The following is a 21,262-nucleotide window of genomic DNA, read 5'->3' on the forward strand; positions in this document are numbered from 1 at the left end:
CAGGGCTAGCCAGTCCCGGCTGACGCGCGCATGAATGCGGTGCCCGGAACCAACGGGCGGGGGACGGGGAGGCATATGGCAGGCATCGCACTGGCGGACCGGCGGCTCTGGGCGTTCGCGATCGGCGTGATTGCGGTGACCATCGGTGTCGTCCTGCATCTGCCGATGTTCTGGATGGGCCGCGACATGGGCTTCCAGATGGCCGGGATGCCGATGGACGACGGCATGATCGCGGGGATGTGGATCATCATCGCCGGGATCGGCGTCGCTGCCTATGGCCTGCTCCCCCGCAACCTCGCCGCCCAGCGCGCCGCATCGGAGGGGCTGGTGGTCGCCGCGCCGGAGGATGCGCCGCTGTCGCGCGCGCATTGGCGGTTGATGCTGGTGCTGGTGATCGCGCTGGTCATCGACATCATGAAGCCGGCCAGCCTCGGCTTCACCATTCCCGGCATGATCCGCGAATATGGCGTGCCGCGCCAGACCGTGTCGCTGGTGCCCTTTTTCGCATTGTGCGGCACGGTGGTCGGATCCTTCCTCTGGGGCTGGGTCGCCGATCTCTACGGCCGCAAGGCGTCGATCCTGTTGTCCGCGGTGATGTTCGTCGGCACGTCGATCTGCGGGGCGATGCCCTCGCTCGCCTGGAATATCGGCATGTGTTTCATGATGGGTGCGGCGGCGGGAGGGATGCTCCCGGTCACCTATGCCCTGCTCGCCGAGATGATGCCGAGCCGTCATCGCGGCTGGAGCCTCGTTCTCGTTGGCGGGCTCGGCGCCGTCGGCGGCTATGCCGCGGCCAGCCTGATCGCGACCTGGCTGGAGCCGATCTTCAGCTGGCGCATCCTCTGGCTCGCCAATCTGCCGAGCGGGCTGCTGCTCGTGCTGCTCGGCGGCCTGATCCCCGAATCGGCCAAGTTCCTGATGGCGCGCGGCCGCACGGCGGAGGCGCAGCGGGTGATGGCGGCATTCGGGTCGGCGGTGCAGAAGGTCGCGCCCGCGCAGGTGGCGGCAACCGCGCGCGGCACCGCCACGCCGCTCACCGGCCGCGCCTTTGCCGGCAAGCTTGCGGCGCTGAGCCTGCTCGCCATCTGCTGGGGGCTGGTCAATTTCGGCCTGCTGCTGTGGCTGCCGGTCGAGCTGGTCGCGCGCGGTTACAGCATGAAGGTGTCGAGCGGGCTGCTCGCCGCATCCTCGCTGATCGCGCTGCCGACCGTGTTCCTCGTCGCCTGGATCTACCACGCGTGGAGTACCAAATATTCGCTGATGGTCGCGATCGGCGTGACGCTGGCGGGCCTCGCCGGGGTCTTGTGGCTCGACCGGTCGGGCGGGGGCAGTCCGGTGCTGCCGGTCGCACTGCTGATCGTCGGGAGCAACGGCATCATCGCGATGCTGCTGCCCTATGCCGCGGAAAGCTTCCCGCTGCGCATCCGGGGCCGCGCGACCGGCTGGATTGCCGCGTGCAGCAAGCTGGGCGGGGTGCTGGCGCAGATCCTCAGCATCGCCGCGATGATCCCGGCGCTCGGCACCTCGGCCTGGGTGATCGCGCTCCCCACTGCGCTCGCGCTGCTGCTGGTCTGGCGCTACGGCAAGGAGACGCGCGGCCGCGACCTGCGCGACCTCGATCCCGGCGGTCACACTTTCGATAAATCAGGTTATTAGCGGGATTTCTTTGCTTCCAGTTTCAGCATCGGCAGCACCTTGTCGAGCGGCATCGCTTCGGCGGTGCCACGATGCCCGACGACTGTTTGCGCCTTGAACAGCGAATTGAGCACGGCTTCCTCGGTCGCCTCGATCGTCGCCTGGAAGAGCGGCGACATGCGGTCGTTGGGCAGGTCCGCAACGCTGGCGGTCGCGCCGCGCCGCGCCGGGGTGCGCCGCACCGCCTCATGCGTCGAGAAGGCGATGGCATAGTCGCCCGATCCGTTGGAGAAGCTCGACCCGGTTCGGGCGATGCCGGCAAAGGCGCGTTCGGCGACGCGGCGCAAATTGCGGTCGGACAGCGGCGCGTCGGTCGCGATCACGATCACCACCGACCCGTCGGCCTTCTTCGCCTCGACCTGCTGGCGATAGTCATAGTGGCCCAGCGCGGTACCGACCGGCGTGCCGGCGATCGTCAGCACCCCGCCATAATTGGCCTGGACCAGCACGCCCACGGTCCACCCGCCCAGCGATGCCGGCAGCTTGCGCGACGAGGTGCCGATCCCGGCCTTGTATGCGAAGGCGGTCGTTCCGGTCCCGGCGCCGACATTGCCTTCTTCGACCGGACCGCCCTTTGCGGTCTCGATCGCGCGGCGGGCGTCCGCGATCGTCACGCGGCGCGCGCGGATATCGTTGAGCTCGCCGTCATTGGTCTCGCCCACCACGGCGTTGACCGACCGGACATTCTCGTTCCCCGGCTGCGCCAGCGTCCATTCGACCGCCCCGGCCGCGGCCTCGGCGACATTGAGCGTGTTGGTCAGCAGGATCGGCGTCTCGACCTCGCCCAGCTCGGCCACCTGGGTCGATCCCATGAACTTGCCGAAGGCGTTATAGGCGACGAAGCCCGCGGGCACCTTGTCCTGGAACAGGTTGCCGCCATGCGCCAGCACCGCGGTGACGCCGGTATTGACCTCCCGGCTGCGCGGCAGCGTCACCTGACCTACCTTGACGCCAGCGACATCGGTGATCGCGTTGAGCGGCCCCGGCTGGAGGATGCCGACGCTCACCCCAGCCTCGCGCGCCCGCGGCCGTGCATTCTCCTGCGCCATCGCCGAGGTTTCGGACAGCAGCAACAGGATGGCAAGGGCAGCGCGCATGGGTCGGGTCTCCGGGGAAGATTCGCGCCGCATCCTGCCGTTCCGCGCCTATCGCGCAAGTGCCCTCGCGTCCTGCGCGCGAGTGGGTATAAGGCGCGGATGACCGATTTCACCGATGACGAACTGGCGCTCGACCCCCAATTTGCGGAACGCTTTCAGCGCGACGGCAATCGCCCGCCCTGTCAGCTCTATCTGATCTCCCCGCTCGACGTATCGGGCGGGTTCGCGGATCGCCTTGCCCGCGCGCTCGATGCCGGGCCGGTCGCGGCGTTCCAGTTCCGCGTGAAGGGCGTCGATCAGCACGAAGCGGCACGCCTCGCCGAGCCGCTGCTGCGCGTCTGCGCGGGCCGCGAGGTCGCGTTCATCGTCAACGACAGCGTCAGCCTCGCCAAGCGCCTGGGCGCCGACGGCGTGCATCTGGGGCAGGGGGATGGCGACCCGCGCGAGGCGCGCGCGATCCTTGGCCCGTCTGCGCAGATCGGCGTCACCTGTCACGACAGCCGCCACCTTGCGATGGAAGCGGGCGAGGCGGGGGCCGACTATGTCGCGTTCGGCGCCTTCCACCCGACCACGACCAAGGAAACCGCGCACCGTCCGGATCCGTCGATCCTGTCCTGGTGGACGACGGTGTTCGAGATTCCTTGTGTTGCGATCGGCGGGATCACCCCGGACAACGCCGCCCCGCTGGTGGCCGCCGGTGCCGATTTCCTCGCGGTGTCGGGCGCGGTTTGGAATGGCGACGAAGCCGAAGCCGTCCGGCGCTTCGCTGGGGTTCTTGCGGCGGGGAACTAGTCAGGAGGTCCGATGCTCGACCGTATCTTCACCGTCGCCGCCGGCCGCATTGCGGCGGTTGCGGGCCAGCCCATCGCCTTCATTGTCGCGGTCGCGCTGATCATCCTGTGGGGCGCGACAGGGCCGTTGTTCGATTATTCGGACACCTGGCAGCTGATCGTGAACACATCGACCACGATCGTCACCTTCCTGATGGTGTTCCTGATCCAGAATTCGCAGAACCGCGATGCGGCCGCGCTGCAGGCCAAGCTCGACGAGCTGATTCGTGCGGTCGAAGGTGCGCGCACCCAGTTCATCGGGATCGAGCATCGCAGCGATACCGAGATCGAACTGATCCGCGCCGAGATCGAGGCCGAGTGCCGAGAAGGCGAGGACGGCCACCCCATCGCAGTGATCGAACGGCTGCAAGGCCGCTATTGACGGGAAACCCGGCGCGCGCTTCGTCGTTATCCCATTGAAAACCATGTGGAGAGCGAGCGTGAGTCGGGTGTTTGCAGGCGTAATCGGGTTGGCGGTTCTTGGGGGCGGTATCGCGCTCGCGCAGAACCAGGTTCAGCCTGCTGCCCCCGCAAAGGCCCCGGCACGGACCGAAGCGGCGGGGCTCAGCCGCGATATCCTGCATGTCCAGGTGATCCTCGATCAGCTCGGTTTCTCGCCCGGCATCCTCGACGGGCGGGAAGGTCAGTCGCTCACCGCCGCGCTCACCGGTTTCCAGATCTCGCGCCAGCTTCCCGTCACCGGCAAGATGGACCCGCGCACGCTTCAGGCGCTGCACCCGCACCGCGCGATCCGCCCGACCCGCACGCTCCGCCTCACCGCTGATGCGCTCGCAGGCCCCTATGTCCGCCCTTGGCCGAAGGACCCGCAGGCACAGGCGAAGCTCCAGGCGATGGGCTATCGCTCGGCGATCGAGAAGCTGGCGGAGATGTTCCACACCACGCCCCAGGTGCTGATCGAACTCAACAGCCCCGACACCCAGCTGGCGCCCGGCGTTCCGGTTCAGGTCCCCAATGCGGTTCCCGCCTCACGGGATTACCCCGCGGATCTGAAACCCGAATGGCGAAAGACGCTGAACGACCTCAACGTCAGCGCGGTCCAGCCCCGGGCGGGACGGATCGTGGTCGACAAGTCGGACAAGGTCCTGCGTGTGTTCGACAAGGGGGGTAAGCTCGCCGCGCAGTTCAGCGTCAGTACGGGGAGCACCCGCGACCCGCTGCCGATCGGCAGCTGGAAGATTGTCGGAATCGCGACCAATCCGGAATTTCACTATAATCCCAAATTGTTCTGGGACGTTTCCGACAAGAAACCTCAAGTCCTGCTGCCGCCTGGCCCCAACAGTCCGGTCGGCGTGGTGTGGATCGACCTGTCCAAACCGCATTATGGCATCCATGGTACGCCCGAGCCGCATCTGATCGGCCGGACCCAGAGCCATGGCTGTGTCCGCCTGACCAACTGGGATGCCGCCCGGCTCGCGCTGATGGTCGAGCCGGGGACGGTGGTGATCTTCCAGGAATGAATATCCCGCGGATCATCGGCTGGAGCCTGTTCGCCTGTCTTGCCGGCGCCCTTGCCTTCCTTGCCGCCACGATCCGCGTGATCGAACCGCAGCCTGAGCGATCGCCTCCGCCCGTCGCGGACGAGGATGTCCCGGAGCTGATCGTCCCGGTCGAGGGCGTGGATCCGGCCCGGCTCCGCAGCAGCTGGGGCGACACGCGCGGCGGCGGCAGGCGCGGGCATCAGGGGCTCGACATCATGGCGCCATCCGGCACGCCGGTGATCGCCGCGGCCGACGGCGTGGTCGAGAAGCGCTATTTCTCGAAGGGCGGGGGCGGGGTCACCCTCTATCAGCGCACCGCGGACGGCCACTGGATGCTCTACTATGCCCATCTGCGCGGCTATGCGCCCGGCATCACGGAGGGGCAGGCGGTGCGCGCGGGCGAAACGCTTGCCTATGTCGGCGATACCGGCAACGCCGGGACGGGCAATCATCACCTCCATTTCGCGGTCGCGCGGATGGCACCGGGGGAGGGGTGGTGGCAGGGCGTTCCGGTGGATCCCTATCCGCTGCTTGCGGGCGGGGCCCGGGACCGCTAAGGCGCGCGCCTGTTCTTTCTCAGCACTGTAGGTTCGATCCCATGAAGATCAGCGGCGTGGACATCCGTCCCGGCAACATCATCGAATATGAAGGCGGCATCTGGCGCGCGGTCAAGATCCAGCACACCCAGCCCGGCAAGGGCGGGGCGTATATGCAGGTCGAGATGAAGAACCTGCGTGACGGCCGCAAGAACAATGTCCGCTTCCGTTCGGCCGAGACGGTCGAGCGTATCCGGCTCGACACCAAGGACTTCCAGTTCCTGTTCGCCGAGGGCGATGGCCTGGTCTTCATGGACAAGCTCACCTACGACCAGACCACGCTCCCGCGCGACCTGCTGGGCGACGCCGCGGCGTTCCTTCAGGACGGCATGGACGTCGTCATGGAACTCTATGACGACGAAGCGATCAGCGTTCAGCTGCCCGACACGATCGAGGCACTGATCGTCGAGGCCGACGCCGTGGTGAAGGGCCAGACCGCCTCGTCGAGCTACAAGCCCGCGATCCTCGAGAATGGCGTGCGCGTCATGGTCCCGCCGCACATCGGCGCGGGTACCCGCATCGTCGTCGACGTGTACGAACAGACCTACGTCCGCCGGGCGGACTGACGATGCTCGCGCGCCTGCTCCTTGTGCCGGCGTTGCTCGCCGCCGCACCGGCGGGCGCGCAGACGGCTCCGGCTGATCCGCTGGCCGCAGTCGGCAGCTGGGTCGGCGAGTTTGCAGCGATCTCCGCCGAGCCGACGATGGTGGCCGCCGCCTGCGGACCTCAGCTGGGCAACGGTGTCGGTGCGGCACGCGATGCGGCGACCGCTCGTGCGGCGGCGGCGCAGATCCGGCCCTGTCTCGATCGGATTCGCGGGGCCTATCGCCGTTCCGCGGAATCGCTTGCCCGGTTCGGCCCCGCTCCGGCGGAGGTGCAGGCGGTCGCATCGTTCGATATGAACGGGCTGGTCGAGCAGCAGCGCAAGCAGTTCGTCGCCGCGCTGGCCTATATGGACCATGTCGAGGCATTCCTCGGCACGATGGCAGCGAACGATCGTGCAGGTGCGGCGCGACTGCTCCCCAAGGTGCGATCGGGTGGTGCCGCGCTCGTTGACGGCACCATTTTGCAGCTCCGTGCCTATCAGGGTGTCGCGCACTTCGGCTTCACGCGTAGCGCGATCGAGCTGCGGATCGTCGTGGCCGAAGCGACGAAGCTGCCGATGACCGGCGCGGCGAGCCAGGCCGGTTTCGCGATCGGCGGCGGGCTGAACGCGCTGGCTCCCCGGGCCCGGACCGCGGCCGCGGCGGTGCGGACGGGCTGGGAGCAGGACAGGGCGTCGCTTCGCACGCTGGTCGGCGACGATGCGGCGTTGGCAAGGCTGGTCGGCGCGGTGACGCCGATGGTCGAGAGCATCGCCGGTTCGGGGGATCAGATCGGCGAGGTGTTGCAGCGCGGCGGCGCGAAGCCGATCGTACCCGTTGCGGACATGATCGCGCTGATGAACGAGCTAAACCGACACGAAATCACTGTTGCGAAATCAATCCAGAGTTTCGCTCAAACCCTTCAGACGATTGGCAAGTAATGGTTTCTCACTCCGGCCTCATCACCGTCATGGAACGCGCAGCGCGCAAGGCGGGGCCGCGGCTGCGGCGCGACTTCAACGAGGTTCAGCACCTCCAGGTCAGCCGCAAGGGCCCGGCCGACTTCGTGTCGATCGCCGACAAGCGCGCCGAGGACACGCTGATCGAGGAGCTGCAGAAGGCGCGGCCCGACTGGGGTTTCCTGGTCGAGGAACGCGGCGTGATCGAGGGCGATCCGAACAAGCCGCGCTGGATCATCGATCCGCTCGACGGCACCAGCAACTTCCTGCACGGCATCCCGCATTTCTGCATGTCGATCGCGGTCGAGGACCCGTTCGGCGCGCAGGGCAAGCCGGAGATCACGCACGGCTATATCTACCAGCCGATCACCGATGAGAGCTTCTGGGCCGAGAAGGGGCGCGGCGCCTGGCTTCAGGACCAGCGGCTGCGCGTCTCGTCACGCAAGGATCTGGCGGATTCGCTGATCGGCACCGGCATTCCGTTCATGGGCCATGGCAATTTCGCCGAATGGAGCCGCATCTTCGGTGCGATCGCACCCGAAGTCGCCGGCATCCGCCGCTTCGGCTCGGCCGCGCTCGACCTCGCCTGGGTTGCTGCGGGGCGCTTCGACGGCTTCTGGGAAAGCGAGCTCAAGCCGTGGGACATCGCGGCGGGCCTGCTGATCGTCAAGGAAGCGGGCGGCTTCGTCACCGACTATCGCGGCCAGGATAACGCCTTCGCCAAGGGGCAGGTGCTCGCCGCCAACGACGGACTCCATTCCAAGCTGCACAAGCTGCTGGCGAGCTCGCTGCGGTGATCCGCGCGGGCGCGGCGCTGCTGCTGGCTCTGGCCGGCGCTGCGGATGCGCCCTCGACCGTCATCTCGGTTCCCGCGCAGCATCGGCTGGTCGAGGGAATCGCCACTGACGGCAGGACGATCTGGCTGTCGAGCGTCCTCGATCGGATCATTCTCGTCAGGACCGGTGACAAGACCGTGAGCCTCGCCATGCCGTCCGGCACGCTCCATCCCATGGGGCTTGCCTGGGACGCCAAGCGGAACTGGCTATGGGTCGCCACCGATTGCCCCGATCTTCCCGGTGTCACGGGATGCGAGTCCGGCGCGCTGGTCGCGCTCGACCGCAAGGGACGGTTGAAGGCGAAGCTCTCGCCCGGAACCGGCTTCCATCCCGGCGACGTCTCCGCGGCGAATGGCGAGGTGTTCGCTTCGGACAGCCTCAACGGCATGGTCTACCGGCTGTCGGGCAAGGCGCTCGATCCGCTGATCGCACCCGGCGTCGGCCGTTCGGCGCAGGGTACGGCGCTGATGTCGAACGGCAAATATCTTGTGGTCGCCGACTATGGCCGTGGCATCGCGGCGATCGATCTTGCGAGCAAGGCGCGGTTGCCGCTGCCGATGGCCGACGGCAAGCCGCTGCGCGGGGTCGACGGCCTCGTTCGGGTGGGTGAGGATTATTACACCGTCCACAACGGCAGCAGCCCCGGTTCGCTGATCCGATTCCGCATTGACGGTATCAAGATCGGCGTCACGGTCGTCCATCGCGGCGCGCCGCTCGCCGATCCGACTCAGCTCGCGGTCGACGGCAAGCGCCTGCTGGTCGTTGCCGATGCCGGCTGGCCCGCCGCGAGCAAGCCTGACGCTCCCGCTCGCGGTGCCGGTACGGTGGTCGCCTTCGATCTGCCCTGACGCCCGTCAGGGCTTGAGCGCATCCTGCAGGAACGCCATCGCCCTGGGCCAGGCATCGGCGCGCGCCGCGGCATTGGCCTCGGGCGTGCCGCCGCCGCGCGGGTCCACGCGCGGCGTGGCGGAGCCGCCGCCCAGATCGTGCCCGGCTTCGGGGTAGAGCAGGGCTTCGGTCTTGAGGCCCGCCTTGCTCCGCGATGCGGCGATGTTGCGCGCCATGCGGCCTGAATTCCAGAGCTTGTCCTGATCGCCGGCGACCAGCATCAGCCTGCCGCGATAGCGCTCGACCGGGATTCGCGCGGCGGCCTCGCGTTCGGGATGATCGGCGCGGCCATTTTCGTGGATCGCGCGCAGATCCGCCTTCGCAGGGTTAAGCAGTCCTTCGGTGAACCCCCGATAGGGCATGAAGGGCAGGGCCTTGCCGTCCGCGGCGAATGAGGAACGGGTGCCCTCAGCCTTGATCGTCTCCAGTCCCCAGCCTTCCCACACCAGATCCGACGGTGCATAGGCCACCACCGCGTCGATCCACGGGTAGCGGCTCGCAGCGATCAGCGCGAACTCCGCCCCCTTCGATCCCGCGAACAGTCCGAACCGCTCGACATCGACGCCCGGCATCTTCGCCAGCGCGGTTCGAAGCGTCGCGAGCTGATCGACGCGAATATCGACGAAGCTCCCGGGCAGGTCGGGAAATTCCGGCGGCGGCATCGTCGGGCCCCAGGCGGGCGAGTAATAGGGCAGGCTGACCGCGGCATAGCCGTGCCGCGCGAGGACCGGTCCGAACCGTTTGCCCGCGCCGTCGCCGCCCTCCGCGCCGGGCAGGATGACGACCACAGGGCGCGCCGTCGCGCCGGGCAGGCTGTAGAGCCGCGCTCGGGGGAAGCCTGCAATTGCGGTCTCGGTGACGGTTGCCGGGGCGGCGGTTTGTGCGGCGGAAGGCGGCGCGTCCTGCGCAGAAGCCGGTACGGATAGCGCAGCCGCAGCCGCGATCATCACGAACATCGATTTCTCCCCCGTCAACGGTTCGCTGCGAACTGTCATATCGGACTAATACACGCCTGCTCGGCGTGCGTCCAGTTGCGAATGATTCTCAAGGGTTTCCGCCCTTGAAGCCCCCAGACCATCGGCCTAAAGCGGCCCGAAGATTCCGCAACCGCGAGAGCCGTCTTGGTCGATCTGACGCAATATCTGCCGATCCTCCTGTTTCTGGGGGTCGCCCTGGTGCTTTCGAGCGCCTTCGTGTTCCTGCCGATGATCGCGGCGCGCTTCACGGGGGCGCACCAGCCGACCCCTGAGAAGCTCACCGAATATGAATGCGGCTTCCCCGCGTTCGAGGATTCGCGCAGCCAGTTCGACGTGCGCTTCTATCTGGTCGCGATCCTCTTCATCATCTTCGATCTCGAAGCGGCGTTCCTCTACCCCTGGGCGGTCAGCGTGTTCGACCTCGGCTGGGCGGCGTGGATCTCCATGATGATCTTCATCGGCGAACTGGCACTCGGCCTCGCTTATGCGTGGAAGGTCGGGGCGCTGGATTGGGAATGACGCAAGTGAACCAGCCTTCTTCGATTCTGATGCCCCCTGCGGGCGGTTCCGTGGTCCAGCCGGATCAGGGCTTCTTCAACGACCTCAATGGCGAGCTCAACGACAAGGGCTTCCTCGTCACCTCGACCGAGGAGCTGTTCCAGTGGGCGCGCACCGGCTCGCTGTGGTGGATGACCTTCGGCCTTGCCTGCTGCGCGGTCGAGATGATCCATGTGAACATGCCGCGCTACGACATGGAGCGCTTCGGCGCTGCGCCGCGCGCCTCGCCGCGCCAGTCGGACGTGATGATCGTCGCGGGCACGCTCTGCAACAAGATGGCCCCGGCGCTCCGCCGCGTCTACGACCAGATGTCGGAGCCGAAATACGTCATCTCGATGGGCAGCTGCGCCAATGGCGGCGGCTATTACCACTATAGCTACAGCGTCGTGCGCGGGTGCGACCGCATCGTGCCGGTCGACATCTACGTCCCGGGCTGCCCGCCGACCGCCGAGGCGTTGCTCTATGGCGTCATGCAGCTCCAGCGGAAGATCCGCCGTTCGGGTACGGTGACGCGGTGAGGGCCCCGGCACCGAAATACGCCGCCAATGACGGCGTGATCGCGGCTGCGCAGGCCGCGCTCGGCGGCAAGCTGATCGAGGCGACCGATCTGGTCGGCGAGATCAACCTGACCGTGAAGCGCGACTCGCTGGTCGATGCGATGATCGCGCTGCGTGACACCGCTGGCCTTGAGTATCAGGCGCTGATGGAGATCGCGGGCGTGGACTATCCCGCCCGGCCCGAGCGTTTCGACGTCTGCTACATGCTGCTCAGCTACACGCGGAACCACCGCGTCCGCGTCCGCGTGACGACGGACGAGGTTCAGGCGGTGCCGTCGGTGACCTCGATCTGGCCGGTCGCCGGCTGGCTCGAGCGCGAAGTCTACGACATGTACGGCGTGCTGTTCGAGGGGAATGAGGACCTGCGCCGCATCCTCACCGACTATGGTTTCCGCGGCCATCCGCAGCGCAAGGACTTCCCGCTCTCGGGCTTTGTCGAGCTGCGCTACTCGGAAGAGGCCAAGCGCGTCGTGTACGAGCCGGTCCAGCTCGCCCAGGACTTCCGCAATTTCGACTTCATGAGCCCATGGGAAGGCGCGCAATACGTGCTTCCGGGCGACGAGAAGGCGCCGCCTGCGCCGCCCGCCGCTCCGCCGCCGCCGCCTGCGCCCGCCAAGGCGCCCGAGGCCAAGCCCGCTGCTGCGGTGCCCGAGGCAAAGGGTGCGCCAACGCCGCTCACCGCCGACCAGATCGTCAAGGCCGACGACGCCGCCAAGCCGGTCAAGGCACGCGTGCGCAAGCCCAAGACCAGCGACGGTCCCAAGGATACCGGCATCGGCAAGGCGTCGCCCAAGGCCGGCCCCAAGCCCGCCGATCCGGATGTTGTGAAAAAGCCCCGCAAGGCACCGGCCAAGCCGCGTGCGAAGAAGGGGGAGGGTGAAGCGTAATGGCCCAGTATCTCGACGAAATCGCAGGGATCACCGACGACGCCGACCCCAGTGTCGGCGACACCCAGATCGCCAACTACACGATCAACTTCGGCCCGCAGCACCCCGCGGCGCACGGCGTGCTCCGTCTCGTCACCGAGCTGGACGGCGAGATCATCGAGCGGATCGATCCGCATGTCGGCCTGCTCCACCGCGGCACCGAGAAGCTGATCGAGTACAAGACCTATACCCAGGCGCTCCCGTACATGGACCGCCTCGATTATTGCTCGCCGCTGGCGATGGAGCACAGCTTCGTCCTCGCGGTCGAGAAGCTGCTCGACCTCGAAGTGCCGGTCCGCGCCCAGTATCTGCGCGTGTTCTTCGCCGAGCTGACCCGCATCTGCAATCACATGCTGAACTTGGGTTCGCACGTGATGGACGTCGGCGCGATGACGCCGAACCTGTGGATGTTCGAGATCCGCGAGGACTGCCTCAACTTCTTCGAGCGCATGTCCGGCGCGCGCATGCACCATAATTACCTGCGCCCGGGCGGCGTCCATCAGGACGTTCCGCTCAAGCTGCTCACCGACATCGCCGACTGGCTCGACAACCGCCTGCCGCGGCTGTTCGGCGACGCGATCTCGCTGGTGGCCGAGAACCGCATCTTCAAGCAGCGCAATGTCGATATCGCCATCGTCAGCCGCGAAGACGCGATCAAATGGGGCTTTTCCGGCCCGATGATCCGCGGCGCCGGCCTGCCCTGGGATCTGCGCAAGTCGCAGCCCTATGACGTGTACGACCGCATGGAGTTCGACATCCCCGTCGGCACGCGCGGCGACTGCTACGACCGCTTCATGGTCCGCGTCGAGGAAGTCTATCAGTCCGCGCGCATCATGCGTCAGTGCCTGAACGAGATGCCGTCCGGCCCGATCGCGTCGCTCGACCGCAAGGTCGTGCCGCCCAAGCGCGCCGAGATGAAGCAGTCGATGGAAGCGCTGATCCATCACTTCAAACTCTATACCGAGGGCTTCCACGTCCCCGCCGGCGAAGTCTATGTCGCGACCGAAAGCCCCAAGGGCGAGTTCGGCATCTACATGGTCTCGGACGGCAGCAACAAGCCGTACCGCTGCAAGATCCGCCCGACCGCGTTCAGCCATCTCCAGGCGATGGACTTCATGTCGCGCGGCCACATGCTGGCGGACATTACGGCTATTCTGGGCGCGATGGATATCGTGTTCGGGGAGTGCGACCGGTGAGCACCCGCATCGCCACCGCGCACGAGATGATCGCGCGCTACAATGCGCAGGATGCCGACGCCTATGTGGAGCTGATGACCGACGATGCCTGCGAGGCGGGCTATCGCGGCGCCGTGCTGCGTGAAGGCAAGGAAGGCGTCCGCTCGGGGCTCAAGGCGATGTTCGCCCAGTTCCCGCAGAACCGCGCCGACATTCTCGCCAGCTATGAGCTGGGCGAGACGGTGCTGCTCCACGAAACGGTCTCGCGCGCGCCCGATGGCGAGCAGTTCGAGGTCATGTCCATCTACACCTTCAGCGGCGACAGAGTGAGCCGCGTGGAGTTCATCCGCTAATGGCCGACGCAAACGCAATCGAAGACACGCCGGAAATCCGCGCACGCTGGGGTAATTTCGCGTGGACCGCGGAAAACGCCGCCAAGGCCGCGACCATCCGCGCGCGCTATCCCGAAGGACGGCAGCAGAGCTGCACCATCCCCTATCTCGACCTCGCCCAGCGTCAGGTCGGTGCGGACACCGATACCCAGGGCTGGCTCCCGATCCCGGTGATCGAGTTCGTCGCGAAGGAACTCGACCTCGCGGTCATCCGCGTGCTCGAGGTCGCGACCTTCTACACCATGTTCAACCTGCACCCGGTGGGTAAGTACCATGTCCAGGTGTGCGGGACGACGCCGTGCTGGCTGCGCGGGTCGGACGATGTCTTCGCCGCGTGCAAGAACCGCGGCATGGCCAAGGGCAAGACCACGCCTGACGGCCTGTTCACGCTGACCGAGGTCGAGTGCATGGGCAATTGCTCGTCCGCGCCGATGGTCCAGATCAACGACGACAATTACGAGGATCTGGATTACGACCGCACCGTCGCGATCCTCGACGCGCTGGCCAGCGGACAGCGGCCCAAGACGGGCACGCAGGAGCCGGGCCGCCACACCGTCGAGCCCGTCGGCGGGCCGACCACGCTCAAGGAAATGGTCAAGGTCAACCATGACTATCGGGGGGAATGGTGATGCCTGAACCCGTCAAGAAGAGCCTGCCCATCATCGGCCTCATCTTCATGATGCTGGCCGTCCTCAAGTTCCTGCAAGGCGGCAATTGGGTCGTCTGGCTGATCCTCGCTATTCTGTTTGGCGCCCTTCGCTTCCTTCCGTCGAGCGAACGCGGCGCGTCTGGTCCGGAGCACAAGGCATGAACCAGAAGACGCTCATCACGATCCTCGCCGTCATCGGCGGCATCGTCGTTCTCGGCTGGGTGCTTAAGCTCGCCGTCAAGCTGTTCGTGCCGCTGCTGCTGATCGGCGTCGGCGTGGCCGTGTATCTCGCGGTCCAGGACAACAAGCGTATCGGGGGCCCGAAGTAAGTGCTCGCTGACAAGGATCGCATCTTCACCAATCTCTACGGCTATCAGCCGTGGAACCTCGACGCCGCCATCAAGCGCGGCGCGTGGGACAATACGAAGAAGCTGCTCGAACTCGGTCCCGATACGATCATCGAGAAGATCAAGGCGTCGGGCCTGCGCGGCCGTGGCGGCGCGGGCTTCCCGACCGGCATGAAGTGGTCCTTCATGCCCAAGAACCCGACGCCTGAGCGTCCCAGCTTCCTCGTCATCAACGCCGACGAGTCCGAGCCGGGTTCGTGCAAGGATCGCGAGATCATCCGCCACGATCCGCACCTTCTGCTCGAAGGCGCGCTGGTCGCGGGTTTCGCGATGCGCGCGCGTGCGGCGTATATCTACATTCGCGGCGAATATATCCGCGAGGCCGAAACGCTGTTCGCAGCGATCGAGGAGGCCTATGCCGCCGGCCTGCTGGGCAAGAATGCCTGCGGCTCGGGCTATGACTTCGACGTCTTCTGCCATCGCGGCGCCGGCGCCTACATCTGCGGCGAAGAGACCGCGATGATCGAAAGCCTGGAGGGCAAGAAGGGCCAGCCGCGCCTCAAGCCCCCGTTCCCGGCGGGCGCAGGCCTCTATGGCTGCCCGACCACGGTCAACAACGTCGAGAGCATCGCGGTCGCCCCGACGATCCTGCGCCGTTCGCCCGAGTGGTTCGCCAGCTTCGGCAACGAGAACAACCGTGGGACGAAGCTGTTCCAGATCAGCGGCCATGTCGAAAAGCCGTGCGTGGTCGAGGAAGCGATGAGCATTCCGTTCCGCGAGCTGATCGAGAAGCATTGCGGCGGCATCCGCGGCGGCTGGGACAATCTCCTCGCGGTGATCCCCGGCGGCTCGTCGGTCCCGCTGGTTCCGGCGGCGCAGATCATGGACGCGCCGATGGATTTCGACGGCCTCAAGGCGGTCGGTTCGGGCCTCGGCACCGCGGCGGTGATCGTTATGGACAAGTCCACCGACATCGTGAAGGCGATCAGCCGGATCAGCTATTTCTACAAGCATGAGAGCTGCGGCCAGTGCACCCCGTGCCGTGAGGGCACCGGCTGGATGTGGCGCGTGATGGAGCGGCTGCGCACCGGCGACGCCGACATCAGCGAGATCGACACGCTGTTCAACGTCACCAAGCAGGTCGAAGGCCACACCATCTGCGCGCTCGGCGACGCCGCGGCGTGGCCGATCCAGGGCCTGATCAAGCACTTCCGTCCGGAAATGGAGCGGCGGATTTTGGAGAAGCAGGGCGGCGGTATCGCCCCAATGCAGGAGGCAGCAGAATGATTGGCATCGCGCTTTCGCTTATGCTCGCATTTCAGCAGACCCAGGCGCAGCCGCCCTTGTCCGACCCGCCCGGCACCGTGCCGCAGCGGTCGGATCGCCCGGACGATCTCAAGCCGCGCGAATCCAGGCAGGCGCCTTCGACGCCCGAAGGCCTGCGTGCGATCCAGCAGTTCGGCGGTTGTGTTGCCGACACCAGCACGGCGAAGGCACGTACGACGCTGGCGAGCGACTTTCGTTCGCCCGGTTATCGCCGCGCGATCGACCAGCTGGTCGAGGCGAACCGCACTTGCCCCAGCTTCCGCGGCTATAACCGCCTGCGCTTCAGCCGCCTGCTGTTCGCGGGCGCGATCGCCGAGCGGCTTGTCGAGCGCGATGGCCTGGCCGTGAACCGTGAGTTGGCCAAGGCTGCTGCAAAGCCCGCGGCGTCGACCTATTCGCCCACCGATGTCGGCGCGATGTGCGTCGTGCGCTCGGTGCCCGACGATGTCGCCAGGCTGTTCGAGACCGATGTCGCGACCGATGCCGAAAAGGCGGCGGCGGACGCGCTTCAGCCGACCTTCGCCGCGTGCCTGAAGACCCAGCGCGTCGAAGTCACCACCGATGGCCTTCGCGCCATGCTCGCCACTGCGGCTTTCCGCAGCATCCATGCCGCAACCGCGGTGGCCACGAGAAGCTGATAGCCGATATGCTTAAGGTAATCGCAGACGGGATCGGGCGCCGCATCCTCGAACAGCAGGGCAGCGGGCTGAGCAGCATGCAAGAGGCAGCGGCATGAAGGCGCTCCCGATCGCCTTGACTGGTCTTGCGGTATTTGCCGCCAGCCCGGCCTTGGCCGCGTCTGGTGAGGAAGCGCTTGCCCAGTGCGCATGGTCGAACGCGTCCGTGACGTCGGCAAACCTCGTCAAACTCGTGAAGTTCGACAAACAATATGAATATGACGCGGATGGCAGTCCGACCGTCGGCTTGCTGATGCGCCTCTGGGCCGCGTGCAACGACGAGAAGGCCGCGCTCGAGAAGTCGTTCGGGCGTCCGGTCGACCAGCGCAAGTTTCTCAAGGCGCTCCGTGCGGTCAAGCCAGTTGCGAGCTCGGGCGATGCGTTCTCGGCGAAGGTTTTCCGCTGCGAAACCCGTTTTGCGGATGAACCCGCGGCGGACGAGCCGGCGGCCGTTGGCTGGGGCTTTGGCGATGACCTCAAGCTGCACCAGTTACGTTACACCTCCCGTTTGTTCGGCGTGACGGCGACCGCCGCTGAAGTGAATGGAGCGGTTGGCGACAATGTCGATGTGATTCGAGCGTTTCTTCTGAGGGCCCAGGCCGAAGGCGAAAAGGCCGCCTCTGTTGATACGCGTGCCGAGGGCGTCGCCTTGAAGGCTGCCTATGCTGTTAAGGACGGGGGCGGCAAGCGGAGCTGCCAGCTCGTCAATCCTGATGGAAGCTATTCCGATGCCTAAAGTAACCGTAGACGGGATCGAAGTCGAAGTCCCCGCAGGCGCCACCGTGCTGCAGGCGTGTGAGGCTGCCGGCAAGGAAATCCCGCGTTTCTGCTATCATGAGCGGCTGAGCATCGCGGGCAATTGCCGCATGTGCCTGGTCGAGGTGAAGCCGGGGCCGCCCAAGCCCCAGGCGTCGTGCGCGCTGCCCGCCGCCGACAATCAGGAAATCCGCACCGACAGCGCGATGGTCAAGGCCGCGCGCGAGGGCGTGATGGAGTTCCTGCTGATCAACCACCCGCTCGATTGCCCGATCTGCGATCAGGGCGGCGAATGCGACCTGCAGGACCAGTCGATCGCCTACGGGCGTGGCCATAGCCGCTACACCGAGAACAAGCGCGCGGTGACCGAGAAGTATATGGGTCCCATCGTCAAGACGGTGATGACCCGCTGCATCCAGTGCACCCGCTGCGTGCGCTTCGCCGAGGAAGTCGCCGGGGTCGAGGAAATCGGCGCGATCTATCGCGGCGAGAACATGCAGATCACCTCCTATCTGGAGAAGGCGGTCACGTCGGAGCTGTCGGGCAATGTCGTCGACCTCTGCCCGGTGGGTGCGCTGACCTCGAAGCCTTATGCCTTCGAAGCCCGCCCGTGGGAGCTCAAGAAGACCCTCGCGATCGACGTGATGGATGCCGTCGGCACCAACATCCGCATCGACAGCCGCGGCCGCGGCGTGCTCCGCGCGCTGCCGCGGATCAACGAGGACGTGAACGAGGAATGGGCGCACGACAAGACGCGCCACCATGTCGACGGCCTCGGCTTCCGCCGCCTCGACAAGCCCTATGTCCGCCGCGACGGCAAGCTCGTCGAAGCGACCTGGGACGAAGCCTTTTCGGCGATCGCGGTTGCCGCAGCCGGGGCAGGGGACAAGGTCGCCGCGATCCATGGCGACCTGCTCGATTGCGAGACGATCTTCGCCGCCAAGGCGCTGGTCAAGTCGTTCGGCTCGGACCTGCTCGAAGGCCGCCAGACCGGCATGGCCTATGACGCCAGCAATATGGCCGCGGTCAACTTCAACACCAGTATCGCGGGTGTCGAAGAGGCCGATGTCGTCCTGCTCGTCGGCACCAATCTGCGCTGGGAAGCGCCGCTGGTGAACACCCGCGTGCGCAAGGCGATCAAGAAGGGCGCCAAGGTTTTCGCGATCGGCCCCGAGGTGGACCTGACCTACAAGGTCGAATGGCTCGGCAACGATCTCGGCCTGCTCGGCAAGCTGCCCAAGGCTGCGGCTGACGCGTTCAAGGACGCGCAGCGCCCGATGGTCATCGTCGGCGGCGCGGCGCTCAAGAACGGCCATGGCGCCAGCCTTGCGCTTGCCAAGAAGCTCAACCTCGTCCGTGAGGGCTGGAACGGCTTCAACGTCCTCCACATGGCGGCGAGCCGCATGGGCGGGCTGATGCTCGGCTTTGCGATGAAGGGCGGCATTGCCGACATCGTCGCGGCGGAGCCCAAGCTGACCTTCTTCCTCGGCGCCGACGAGGTGGACTTCTCGAAGTTCGCCAACAGCTTCAACGTCTATATCGGCCATCACGGCGACAAGGGCGCGCACGCGGCGGACGTGATCCTGCCCGGCGCCACCTATGCCGAAAAGGCCGGGACCTATGTGAACATCGAAGGGCGCGTGCAGCGCGGCGACAAGGCCGTGTTCGCGCCGGGCGATGCGCGTGAGGACTGGACGATCCTGCGCGCGCTGTCGGAGAAGCTCGGCAAGACGCTGCCGTTCGACAGTTTCGAGCAGCTCCGCGCCGCCATGGCCGCCGATACCCCGGCGCTTGGCGCGGAAGGCCTTGCCAGCTTCGACTGGAACCCGCCGGCGCTCGACGCCAAGGGCGAAGGCGAGGTGGCTTACCCGATCGCCGACTTCTACCTCACCAACGCCATCTGCCGCGCCTCGCCGACGATGCAGCGTTGCTCGGCCGAACTGATCCACGGCCAGGATTTTGCGGAGGCCGCGGAATGAAGTTCTTCTCGTCTCCCACCGCCGCAATGGTCGATTGGGGCCTGTCATATGAGTGGGCGTGGTTCCTCTCGACCATCATCGGCATCCTGATCATCGCGCTGCCGCTGATGCTGGCAGTCGCCATGATCATCTATGCCGATCGCAAGATCTGGGCGGCGATGGCGCTGCGCCGCGGCCCCAACGTCGTCGGCCCGCTCGGCCTGCTCCAGTCCTTCGCCGACGGCCTCAAGGTCTTCCTTCAGGAAACCATCATCCCGTCGAGCGCGAACAAGGGCCTGTTCCTGCTCGGGCCGATCATCACCTTCACCGTCGCGCTGATCGTGTGGGCGGTGATCCCGTTCCAGGCGGGCGTGGTGCTGTCGAACATCAACCTCGGGCTGCTCTACATCCTCGCGGCCTCGTCGCTCGGCGTGTACGGCATCATCCTCGCGGGCTGGTCGTCCAACTCGAAATACCCGTTCTACTCGGCGATCCGCGCCGCGGCGCAGATGGTCAGCTACGAAGTCGCGATCGGCTTCGTGCTGGTCTCGGTCGTGCTGTGGGCCGGCACCTTCAACCTCTCCGGCATCGTCGAGGGGCAGAAGGGCCATGTCCTCGGCCTCCTCAACGGCTACGGCTTCAACCCGCTGCTGTTCCCGATGGCGGTGGTGTTCCTGATCTCGGCGCTGGCCGAGACCGCGCGCGCGCCGTTCGACCTGACCGAAGCGGAATCGGAGCTCGTCGCGGGCTATCAGACCGAATATTCGTCGATGGCCTTCGCGCTGTTCTGGCTGGGCGAATACGCCAACGTCATCCTGATGTGCACGCTCAACGCGCTGCTGTTCTGGGGCGGCTATCTGCCCCCGCTGGACATCCCGATCCTCTACGCGGTGCCGGGCATCATCTGGCTGTTCATCAAGATCGGCTTCTTCTTCTTCGTCTTCAGCTGGGTGAAGGCCACCGTCCCGCGCTACCGCTATGACCAGCTGATGCGGCTGGGCTGGAAGGTCTTCCTGCCGATGTCGCTGATCTTCGTGTTCCTCGTCTCGGGATACCTGATGATCGATCGGGTGGGGCTATGACCGTATTCCTTCTCGCCGCTGCCGCACCGGGATTGATACTGTCCTGCGGATTGACCGCTACGCCGGACGGGGAGCCGGCGCCCAAAGGGCAGGTCGCCATGTTGAAGGCGCCGATTCCGGACGATCTCGCCCAGAGCCTGCGCACCGGATCGCCGCCCCCGCCGCGCATGACGTTTGACGGCGACCGTGCCGTCGAGCCGGAATGGATCGTCGGGATAAGGTCGGATCCGGCAAAGGGAACGCTTTTGTCGCGACTGTCGCGGGATGTCCTGGGCGGCTACAAAATCCGGATCGGATGGGCATCGCCCAAGCCGGACAGCGCATATACGTTCACATCGACCTCGAACGGCACATGCCAGATCAAAGATGGAGCGAATGCTCCGGCAGGAAATTCACCATGAGCGTCGCCCAACTCGTCCGTTCGTTCACCCTGTGGGAGTTCGTGAAGGCGCATGCCCTCACCTTGAAGTATTTCTTCAAGCCCAAGGCGACGATCAACTACCCCTACGAGAAGAATCCGATCTCGCCCCGCTTCCGCGGCGAGCATGCGCTGCGTCGCTATCCCAATGGCGAAGAGCGCTGCATCGCGTGCAAGCTGTGCGAGGCGATCTGCCCCGCGCTCGCCATCACGATCGAGGCCGAGCCGCGTGAGGACGGCAGCCGCCGCACCACGCGCTACGACATCGACATGACCAAGTGCATCTATTGCGGCCTGTGCCAGGAAGCCTGCCCGGTCGATGCCATTGTCGAGGGACCGAATTTCGAGTTCGCGACCGAAACGCGTGAGGAGCTGATCTACCACAAGGACAAGCTGCTCGCGAACGGCGACCGCTGGGAGCGCGCGATCGCCGCGAACCTTGCCGCCGATGCACCGTACCGGTAAGCGCGCGGCACCAAA

Annotated in this window: 26 protein-coding genes; 24 read left to right on the forward strand and 2 right to left on the reverse strand. The window is 66.2% G+C overall.

Annotated elements, in window-relative coordinates; genetic code table 11:
- The first annotated feature begins 75 nt into the window (after window positions 1-75).
- On the forward strand, window positions 76-1,656 hold the full coding sequence (locus tag AC07TU_RS16000; RefSeq protein ID WP_495188905.1) for an MFS transporter: 1,581 nt from the start codon (window positions 76-78) through the stop codon (window positions 1,654-1,656).
- Here the strand turns inward: AC07TU_RS16000 and AC07TU_RS16005 are convergent.
- Window positions 1,653-2,792: a DmpA family aminopeptidase gene (locus tag AC07TU_RS16005; RefSeq protein WP_495188906.1), complete on the reverse strand. Its 1,140-nt coding sequence runs from the start codon at window positions 2,790-2,792 to the stop codon at window positions 1,653-1,655. The genes AC07TU_RS16000 and AC07TU_RS16005 overlap by 4 nt on opposite strands.
- Before the next feature lie 99 nt (window positions 2,793-2,891).
- On the opposite strand from AC07TU_RS16005, the gene thiE reads away from it, so the two are divergent.
- The 8 genes from thiE (at window position 2,892) to AC07TU_RS16045 (ending at window position 8,944) form a co-directional block, all read left to right on the forward strand.
- Window positions 2,892-3,584, forward strand: a complete 693-nt coding sequence (thiE, locus tag AC07TU_RS16010) for a thiamine phosphate synthase (protein ID WP_495188907.1) — start codon at window positions 2,892-2,894, stop codon at window positions 3,582-3,584.
- A 12-nt stretch (window positions 3,585-3,596) separates the two neighbouring features.
- Window positions 3,597-4,004, forward strand: coding sequence for a low affinity iron permease family protein (locus AC07TU_RS16015; protein ID WP_495188908.1), 408 nt, complete (start codon window positions 3,597-3,599; stop codon window positions 4,002-4,004).
- 88 nt (window positions 4,005-4,092) lie between these two features.
- Window positions 4,093-5,100, forward strand: a complete 1,008-nt coding sequence (locus AC07TU_RS16020; protein ID WP_495188909.1) for a L,D-transpeptidase family protein — start codon at window positions 4,093-4,095, stop codon at window positions 5,098-5,100.
- Complete coding sequence (locus AC07TU_RS16025; RefSeq protein ID WP_495188910.1) at window positions 5,097-5,678, forward strand: M23 family metallopeptidase; 582 nt, start codon at window positions 5,097-5,099, stop codon at window positions 5,676-5,678. Before AC07TU_RS16020 ends, AC07TU_RS16025 begins: the two co-directional genes overlap by 4 nt.
- A 41-nt stretch (window positions 5,679-5,719) precedes the next feature.
- Window positions 5,720-6,283, forward strand: coding sequence for an elongation factor P (efp, locus tag AC07TU_RS16030; RefSeq protein WP_495188911.1), 564 nt, complete (start codon window positions 5,720-5,722; stop codon window positions 6,281-6,283).
- A 2-nt stretch (window positions 6,284-6,285) separates the two neighbouring features.
- A complete protein-coding gene (locus tag AC07TU_RS16035; RefSeq protein WP_495188912.1) occupies window positions 6,286-7,242 on the forward strand; it encodes a hypothetical protein in 957 nt (318 codons plus the stop codon).
- On the forward strand, window positions 7,242-8,057 hold the full coding sequence (locus AC07TU_RS16040; protein ID WP_495188913.1) for an inositol monophosphatase family protein: 816 nt from the start codon (window positions 7,242-7,244) through the stop codon (window positions 8,055-8,057). The genes AC07TU_RS16035 and AC07TU_RS16040 overlap by 1 nt, the downstream gene beginning before the upstream one ends.
- Window positions 8,054-8,944, forward strand: coding sequence for a hypothetical protein (locus AC07TU_RS16045; protein ID WP_495188914.1), 891 nt, complete (start codon window positions 8,054-8,056; stop codon window positions 8,942-8,944). Before AC07TU_RS16040 ends, AC07TU_RS16045 begins: the two co-directional genes overlap by 4 nt.
- Before the next feature lie 6 nt (window positions 8,945-8,950).
- Here AC07TU_RS16045 and AC07TU_RS16050 read toward each other — a convergent pair whose 3' ends face one another.
- Window positions 8,951-9,940, reverse strand: coding sequence for an acyl-CoA thioester hydrolase/BAAT C-terminal domain-containing protein (locus AC07TU_RS16050; RefSeq protein WP_495188915.1), 990 nt, complete (start codon window positions 9,938-9,940; stop codon window positions 8,951-8,953).
- A gap of 165 nt (window positions 9,941-10,105) precedes the next feature.
- Between AC07TU_RS16050 and ndhC the strand changes: the two genes are divergently transcribed.
- The 15 genes from ndhC to nuoI all read left to right on the forward strand — a co-directional run bounded on the left by ndhC (window position 10,106) and on the right by nuoI (window position 21,247).
- On the forward strand, window positions 10,106-10,480 hold the full coding sequence (ndhC, locus tag AC07TU_RS16055) for an NADH-quinone oxidoreductase subunit A (protein WP_066576035.1): 375 nt from the start codon (window positions 10,106-10,108) through the stop codon (window positions 10,478-10,480).
- Window positions 10,477-11,037 (forward strand): NuoB/complex I 20 kDa subunit family protein, encoded by a 561-nt coding sequence (locus AC07TU_RS16060; protein ID WP_495188916.1) that lies wholly within the window; start codon window positions 10,477-10,479, stop codon window positions 11,035-11,037. The genes ndhC and AC07TU_RS16060 overlap by 4 nt, the downstream gene beginning before the upstream one ends.
- Window positions 11,034-11,963 (forward strand): NADH-quinone oxidoreductase subunit C, encoded by a 930-nt coding sequence (locus AC07TU_RS16065; protein WP_495188917.1) that lies wholly within the window; start codon window positions 11,034-11,036, stop codon window positions 11,961-11,963. The genes AC07TU_RS16060 and AC07TU_RS16065 overlap by 4 nt, the downstream gene beginning before the upstream one ends.
- Complete coding sequence (locus AC07TU_RS16070; protein ID WP_495188918.1) at window positions 11,963-13,198, forward strand: NADH-quinone oxidoreductase subunit D; 1,236 nt, start codon at window positions 11,963-11,965, stop codon at window positions 13,196-13,198. The genes AC07TU_RS16065 and AC07TU_RS16070 overlap by 1 nt, the downstream gene beginning before the upstream one ends.
- Window positions 13,199-13,224: 26 nt before the next feature.
- Window positions 13,225-13,530: a nuclear transport factor 2 family protein gene (locus AC07TU_RS16075; RefSeq protein WP_495189029.1), complete on the forward strand. Its 306-nt coding sequence runs from the start codon at window positions 13,225-13,227 to the stop codon at window positions 13,528-13,530.
- The gene (locus AC07TU_RS16080; RefSeq protein WP_495188919.1) at window positions 13,530-14,198 is read left to right on the forward strand and encodes a complex I 24 kDa subunit family protein; all 669 of its coding nucleotides are present in this window, start codon (window positions 13,530-13,532) and stop codon (window positions 14,196-14,198) included. Before AC07TU_RS16075 ends, AC07TU_RS16080 begins: the two co-directional genes overlap by 1 nt.
- Window positions 14,198-14,380: a hypothetical protein gene (locus tag AC07TU_RS16085; protein WP_495188920.1), complete on the forward strand. Its 183-nt coding sequence runs from the start codon at window positions 14,198-14,200 to the stop codon at window positions 14,378-14,380. The genes AC07TU_RS16080 and AC07TU_RS16085 overlap by 1 nt, the downstream gene beginning before the upstream one ends.
- Window positions 14,377-14,547: a hypothetical protein gene (locus AC07TU_RS16090; protein ID WP_495188921.1), complete on the forward strand. Its 171-nt coding sequence runs from the start codon at window positions 14,377-14,379 to the stop codon at window positions 14,545-14,547. The genes AC07TU_RS16085 and AC07TU_RS16090 overlap by 4 nt, the downstream gene beginning before the upstream one ends.
- On the forward strand, window positions 14,548-15,852 hold the full coding sequence (nuoF, locus tag AC07TU_RS16095) for an NADH-quinone oxidoreductase subunit NuoF (protein ID WP_495188922.1): 1,305 nt from the start codon (window positions 14,548-14,550) through the stop codon (window positions 15,850-15,852). It begins immediately after the preceding gene.
- Window positions 15,849-16,529 carry a hypothetical protein gene (locus AC07TU_RS16100; protein WP_495188923.1) on the forward strand — a complete coding sequence of 227 codons (681 nt, stop codon included), beginning with the start codon at window positions 15,849-15,851 and terminating at the stop codon, window positions 16,527-16,529. The genes nuoF and AC07TU_RS16100 overlap by 4 nt, the downstream gene beginning before the upstream one ends.
- A 94-nt stretch (window positions 16,530-16,623) precedes the next feature.
- The gene (locus tag AC07TU_RS16105) at window positions 16,624-17,304 is read left to right on the forward strand and encodes a hypothetical protein (RefSeq protein WP_495188924.1); all 681 of its coding nucleotides are present in this window, start codon (window positions 16,624-16,626) and stop codon (window positions 17,302-17,304) included.
- On the forward strand, window positions 17,297-19,303 hold the full coding sequence (gene nuoG / locus AC07TU_RS16110; RefSeq protein ID WP_495188925.1) for an NADH-quinone oxidoreductase subunit NuoG: 2,007 nt from the start codon (window positions 17,297-17,299) through the stop codon (window positions 19,301-19,303). The genes AC07TU_RS16105 and nuoG overlap by 8 nt, the downstream gene beginning before the upstream one ends.
- Window positions 19,300-20,364, forward strand: a complete 1,065-nt coding sequence (gene nuoH, locus AC07TU_RS16115; protein ID WP_495188926.1) for an NADH-quinone oxidoreductase subunit NuoH — start codon at window positions 19,300-19,302, stop codon at window positions 20,362-20,364. The genes nuoG and nuoH overlap by 4 nt, the downstream gene beginning before the upstream one ends.
- Window positions 20,361-20,765, forward strand: a complete 405-nt coding sequence (locus AC07TU_RS16120) for a hypothetical protein (RefSeq protein WP_495188927.1) — start codon at window positions 20,361-20,363, stop codon at window positions 20,763-20,765. The genes nuoH and AC07TU_RS16120 overlap by 4 nt, the downstream gene beginning before the upstream one ends.
- A complete protein-coding gene (nuoI, locus tag AC07TU_RS16125) occupies window positions 20,762-21,247 on the forward strand; it encodes an NADH-quinone oxidoreductase subunit NuoI (RefSeq protein ID WP_331028473.1) in 486 nt (161 codons plus the stop codon). The genes AC07TU_RS16120 and nuoI overlap by 4 nt, the downstream gene beginning before the upstream one ends.
- Window positions 21,248-21,262: the final 15 nt, after the last annotated feature.

It is taken from the genome of Sphingomonas sp. GW821-FHT03E12 (genome assembly GCF_059420685.1).

Excerpts from the sequence above, each read along its gene's own strand:
- AC07TU_RS16000 (WP_495188905.1), top strand. The coding sequence starts at position 76 with ATGGCAGGCATCGCACTGGCGGACCGGCGGCTCTGGGCGTTCGCGATC.
- AC07TU_RS16005 (WP_495188906.1), bottom strand. The coding sequence starts at position 2,792 with ATGCGCGCTGCCCTTGCCATCCTGTTGCTGCTGTCCGAAACCTCGGCG.
- thiE (WP_495188907.1), top strand. The coding sequence starts at position 2,892 with ATGACCGATTTCACCGATGACGAACTGGCGCTCGACCCCCAATTTGCG.
- AC07TU_RS16015 (WP_495188908.1), top strand. The coding sequence starts at position 3,597 with ATGCTCGACCGTATCTTCACCGTCGCCGCCGGCCGCATTGCGGCGGTT.
- AC07TU_RS16025 (WP_495188910.1), top strand. The coding sequence starts at position 5,097 with ATGAATATCCCGCGGATCATCGGCTGGAGCCTGTTCGCCTGTCTTGCC.
- efp (WP_495188911.1), top strand. The coding sequence starts at position 5,720 with ATGAAGATCAGCGGCGTGGACATCCGTCCCGGCAACATCATCGAATAT.
- AC07TU_RS16035 (WP_495188912.1), top strand. The coding sequence starts at position 6,286 with ATGCTCGCGCGCCTGCTCCTTGTGCCGGCGTTGCTCGCCGCCGCACCG.
- AC07TU_RS16040 (WP_495188913.1), top strand. The coding sequence starts at position 7,242 with ATGGTTTCTCACTCCGGCCTCATCACCGTCATGGAACGCGCAGCGCGC.
- AC07TU_RS16050 (WP_495188915.1), bottom strand. The coding sequence starts at position 9,940 with ATGTTCGTGATGATCGCGGCTGCGGCTGCGCTATCCGTACCGGCTTCT.
- AC07TU_RS16060 (WP_495188916.1), top strand. The coding sequence starts at position 10,477 with ATGACGCAAGTGAACCAGCCTTCTTCGATTCTGATGCCCCCTGCGGGC.
- AC07TU_RS16070 (WP_495188918.1), top strand. The coding sequence starts at position 11,963 with ATGGCCCAGTATCTCGACGAAATCGCAGGGATCACCGACGACGCCGAC.
- AC07TU_RS16075 (WP_495189029.1), top strand. The coding sequence starts at position 13,225 with ATGATCGCGCGCTACAATGCGCAGGATGCCGACGCCTATGTGGAGCTG.
- AC07TU_RS16080 (WP_495188919.1), top strand. The coding sequence starts at position 13,530 with ATGGCCGACGCAAACGCAATCGAAGACACGCCGGAAATCCGCGCACGC.
- AC07TU_RS16085 (WP_495188920.1), top strand. The coding sequence starts at position 14,198 with ATGCCTGAACCCGTCAAGAAGAGCCTGCCCATCATCGGCCTCATCTTC.
- AC07TU_RS16090 (WP_495188921.1), top strand. The coding sequence starts at position 14,377 with ATGAACCAGAAGACGCTCATCACGATCCTCGCCGTCATCGGCGGCATC.
- AC07TU_RS16100 (WP_495188923.1), top strand. The coding sequence starts at position 15,849 with ATGATTGGCATCGCGCTTTCGCTTATGCTCGCATTTCAGCAGACCCAG.
- AC07TU_RS16105 (WP_495188924.1), top strand. The coding sequence starts at position 16,624 with ATGAAGGCGCTCCCGATCGCCTTGACTGGTCTTGCGGTATTTGCCGCC.
- nuoG (WP_495188925.1), top strand. The coding sequence starts at position 17,297 with ATGCCTAAAGTAACCGTAGACGGGATCGAAGTCGAAGTCCCCGCAGGC.
- nuoH (WP_495188926.1), top strand. The coding sequence starts at position 19,300 with ATGAAGTTCTTCTCGTCTCCCACCGCCGCAATGGTCGATTGGGGCCTG.
- AC07TU_RS16120 (WP_495188927.1), top strand. The coding sequence starts at position 20,361 with ATGACCGTATTCCTTCTCGCCGCTGCCGCACCGGGATTGATACTGTCC.
- nuoI (WP_331028473.1), top strand. The coding sequence starts at position 20,762 with ATGAGCGTCGCCCAACTCGTCCGTTCGTTCACCCTGTGGGAGTTCGTG.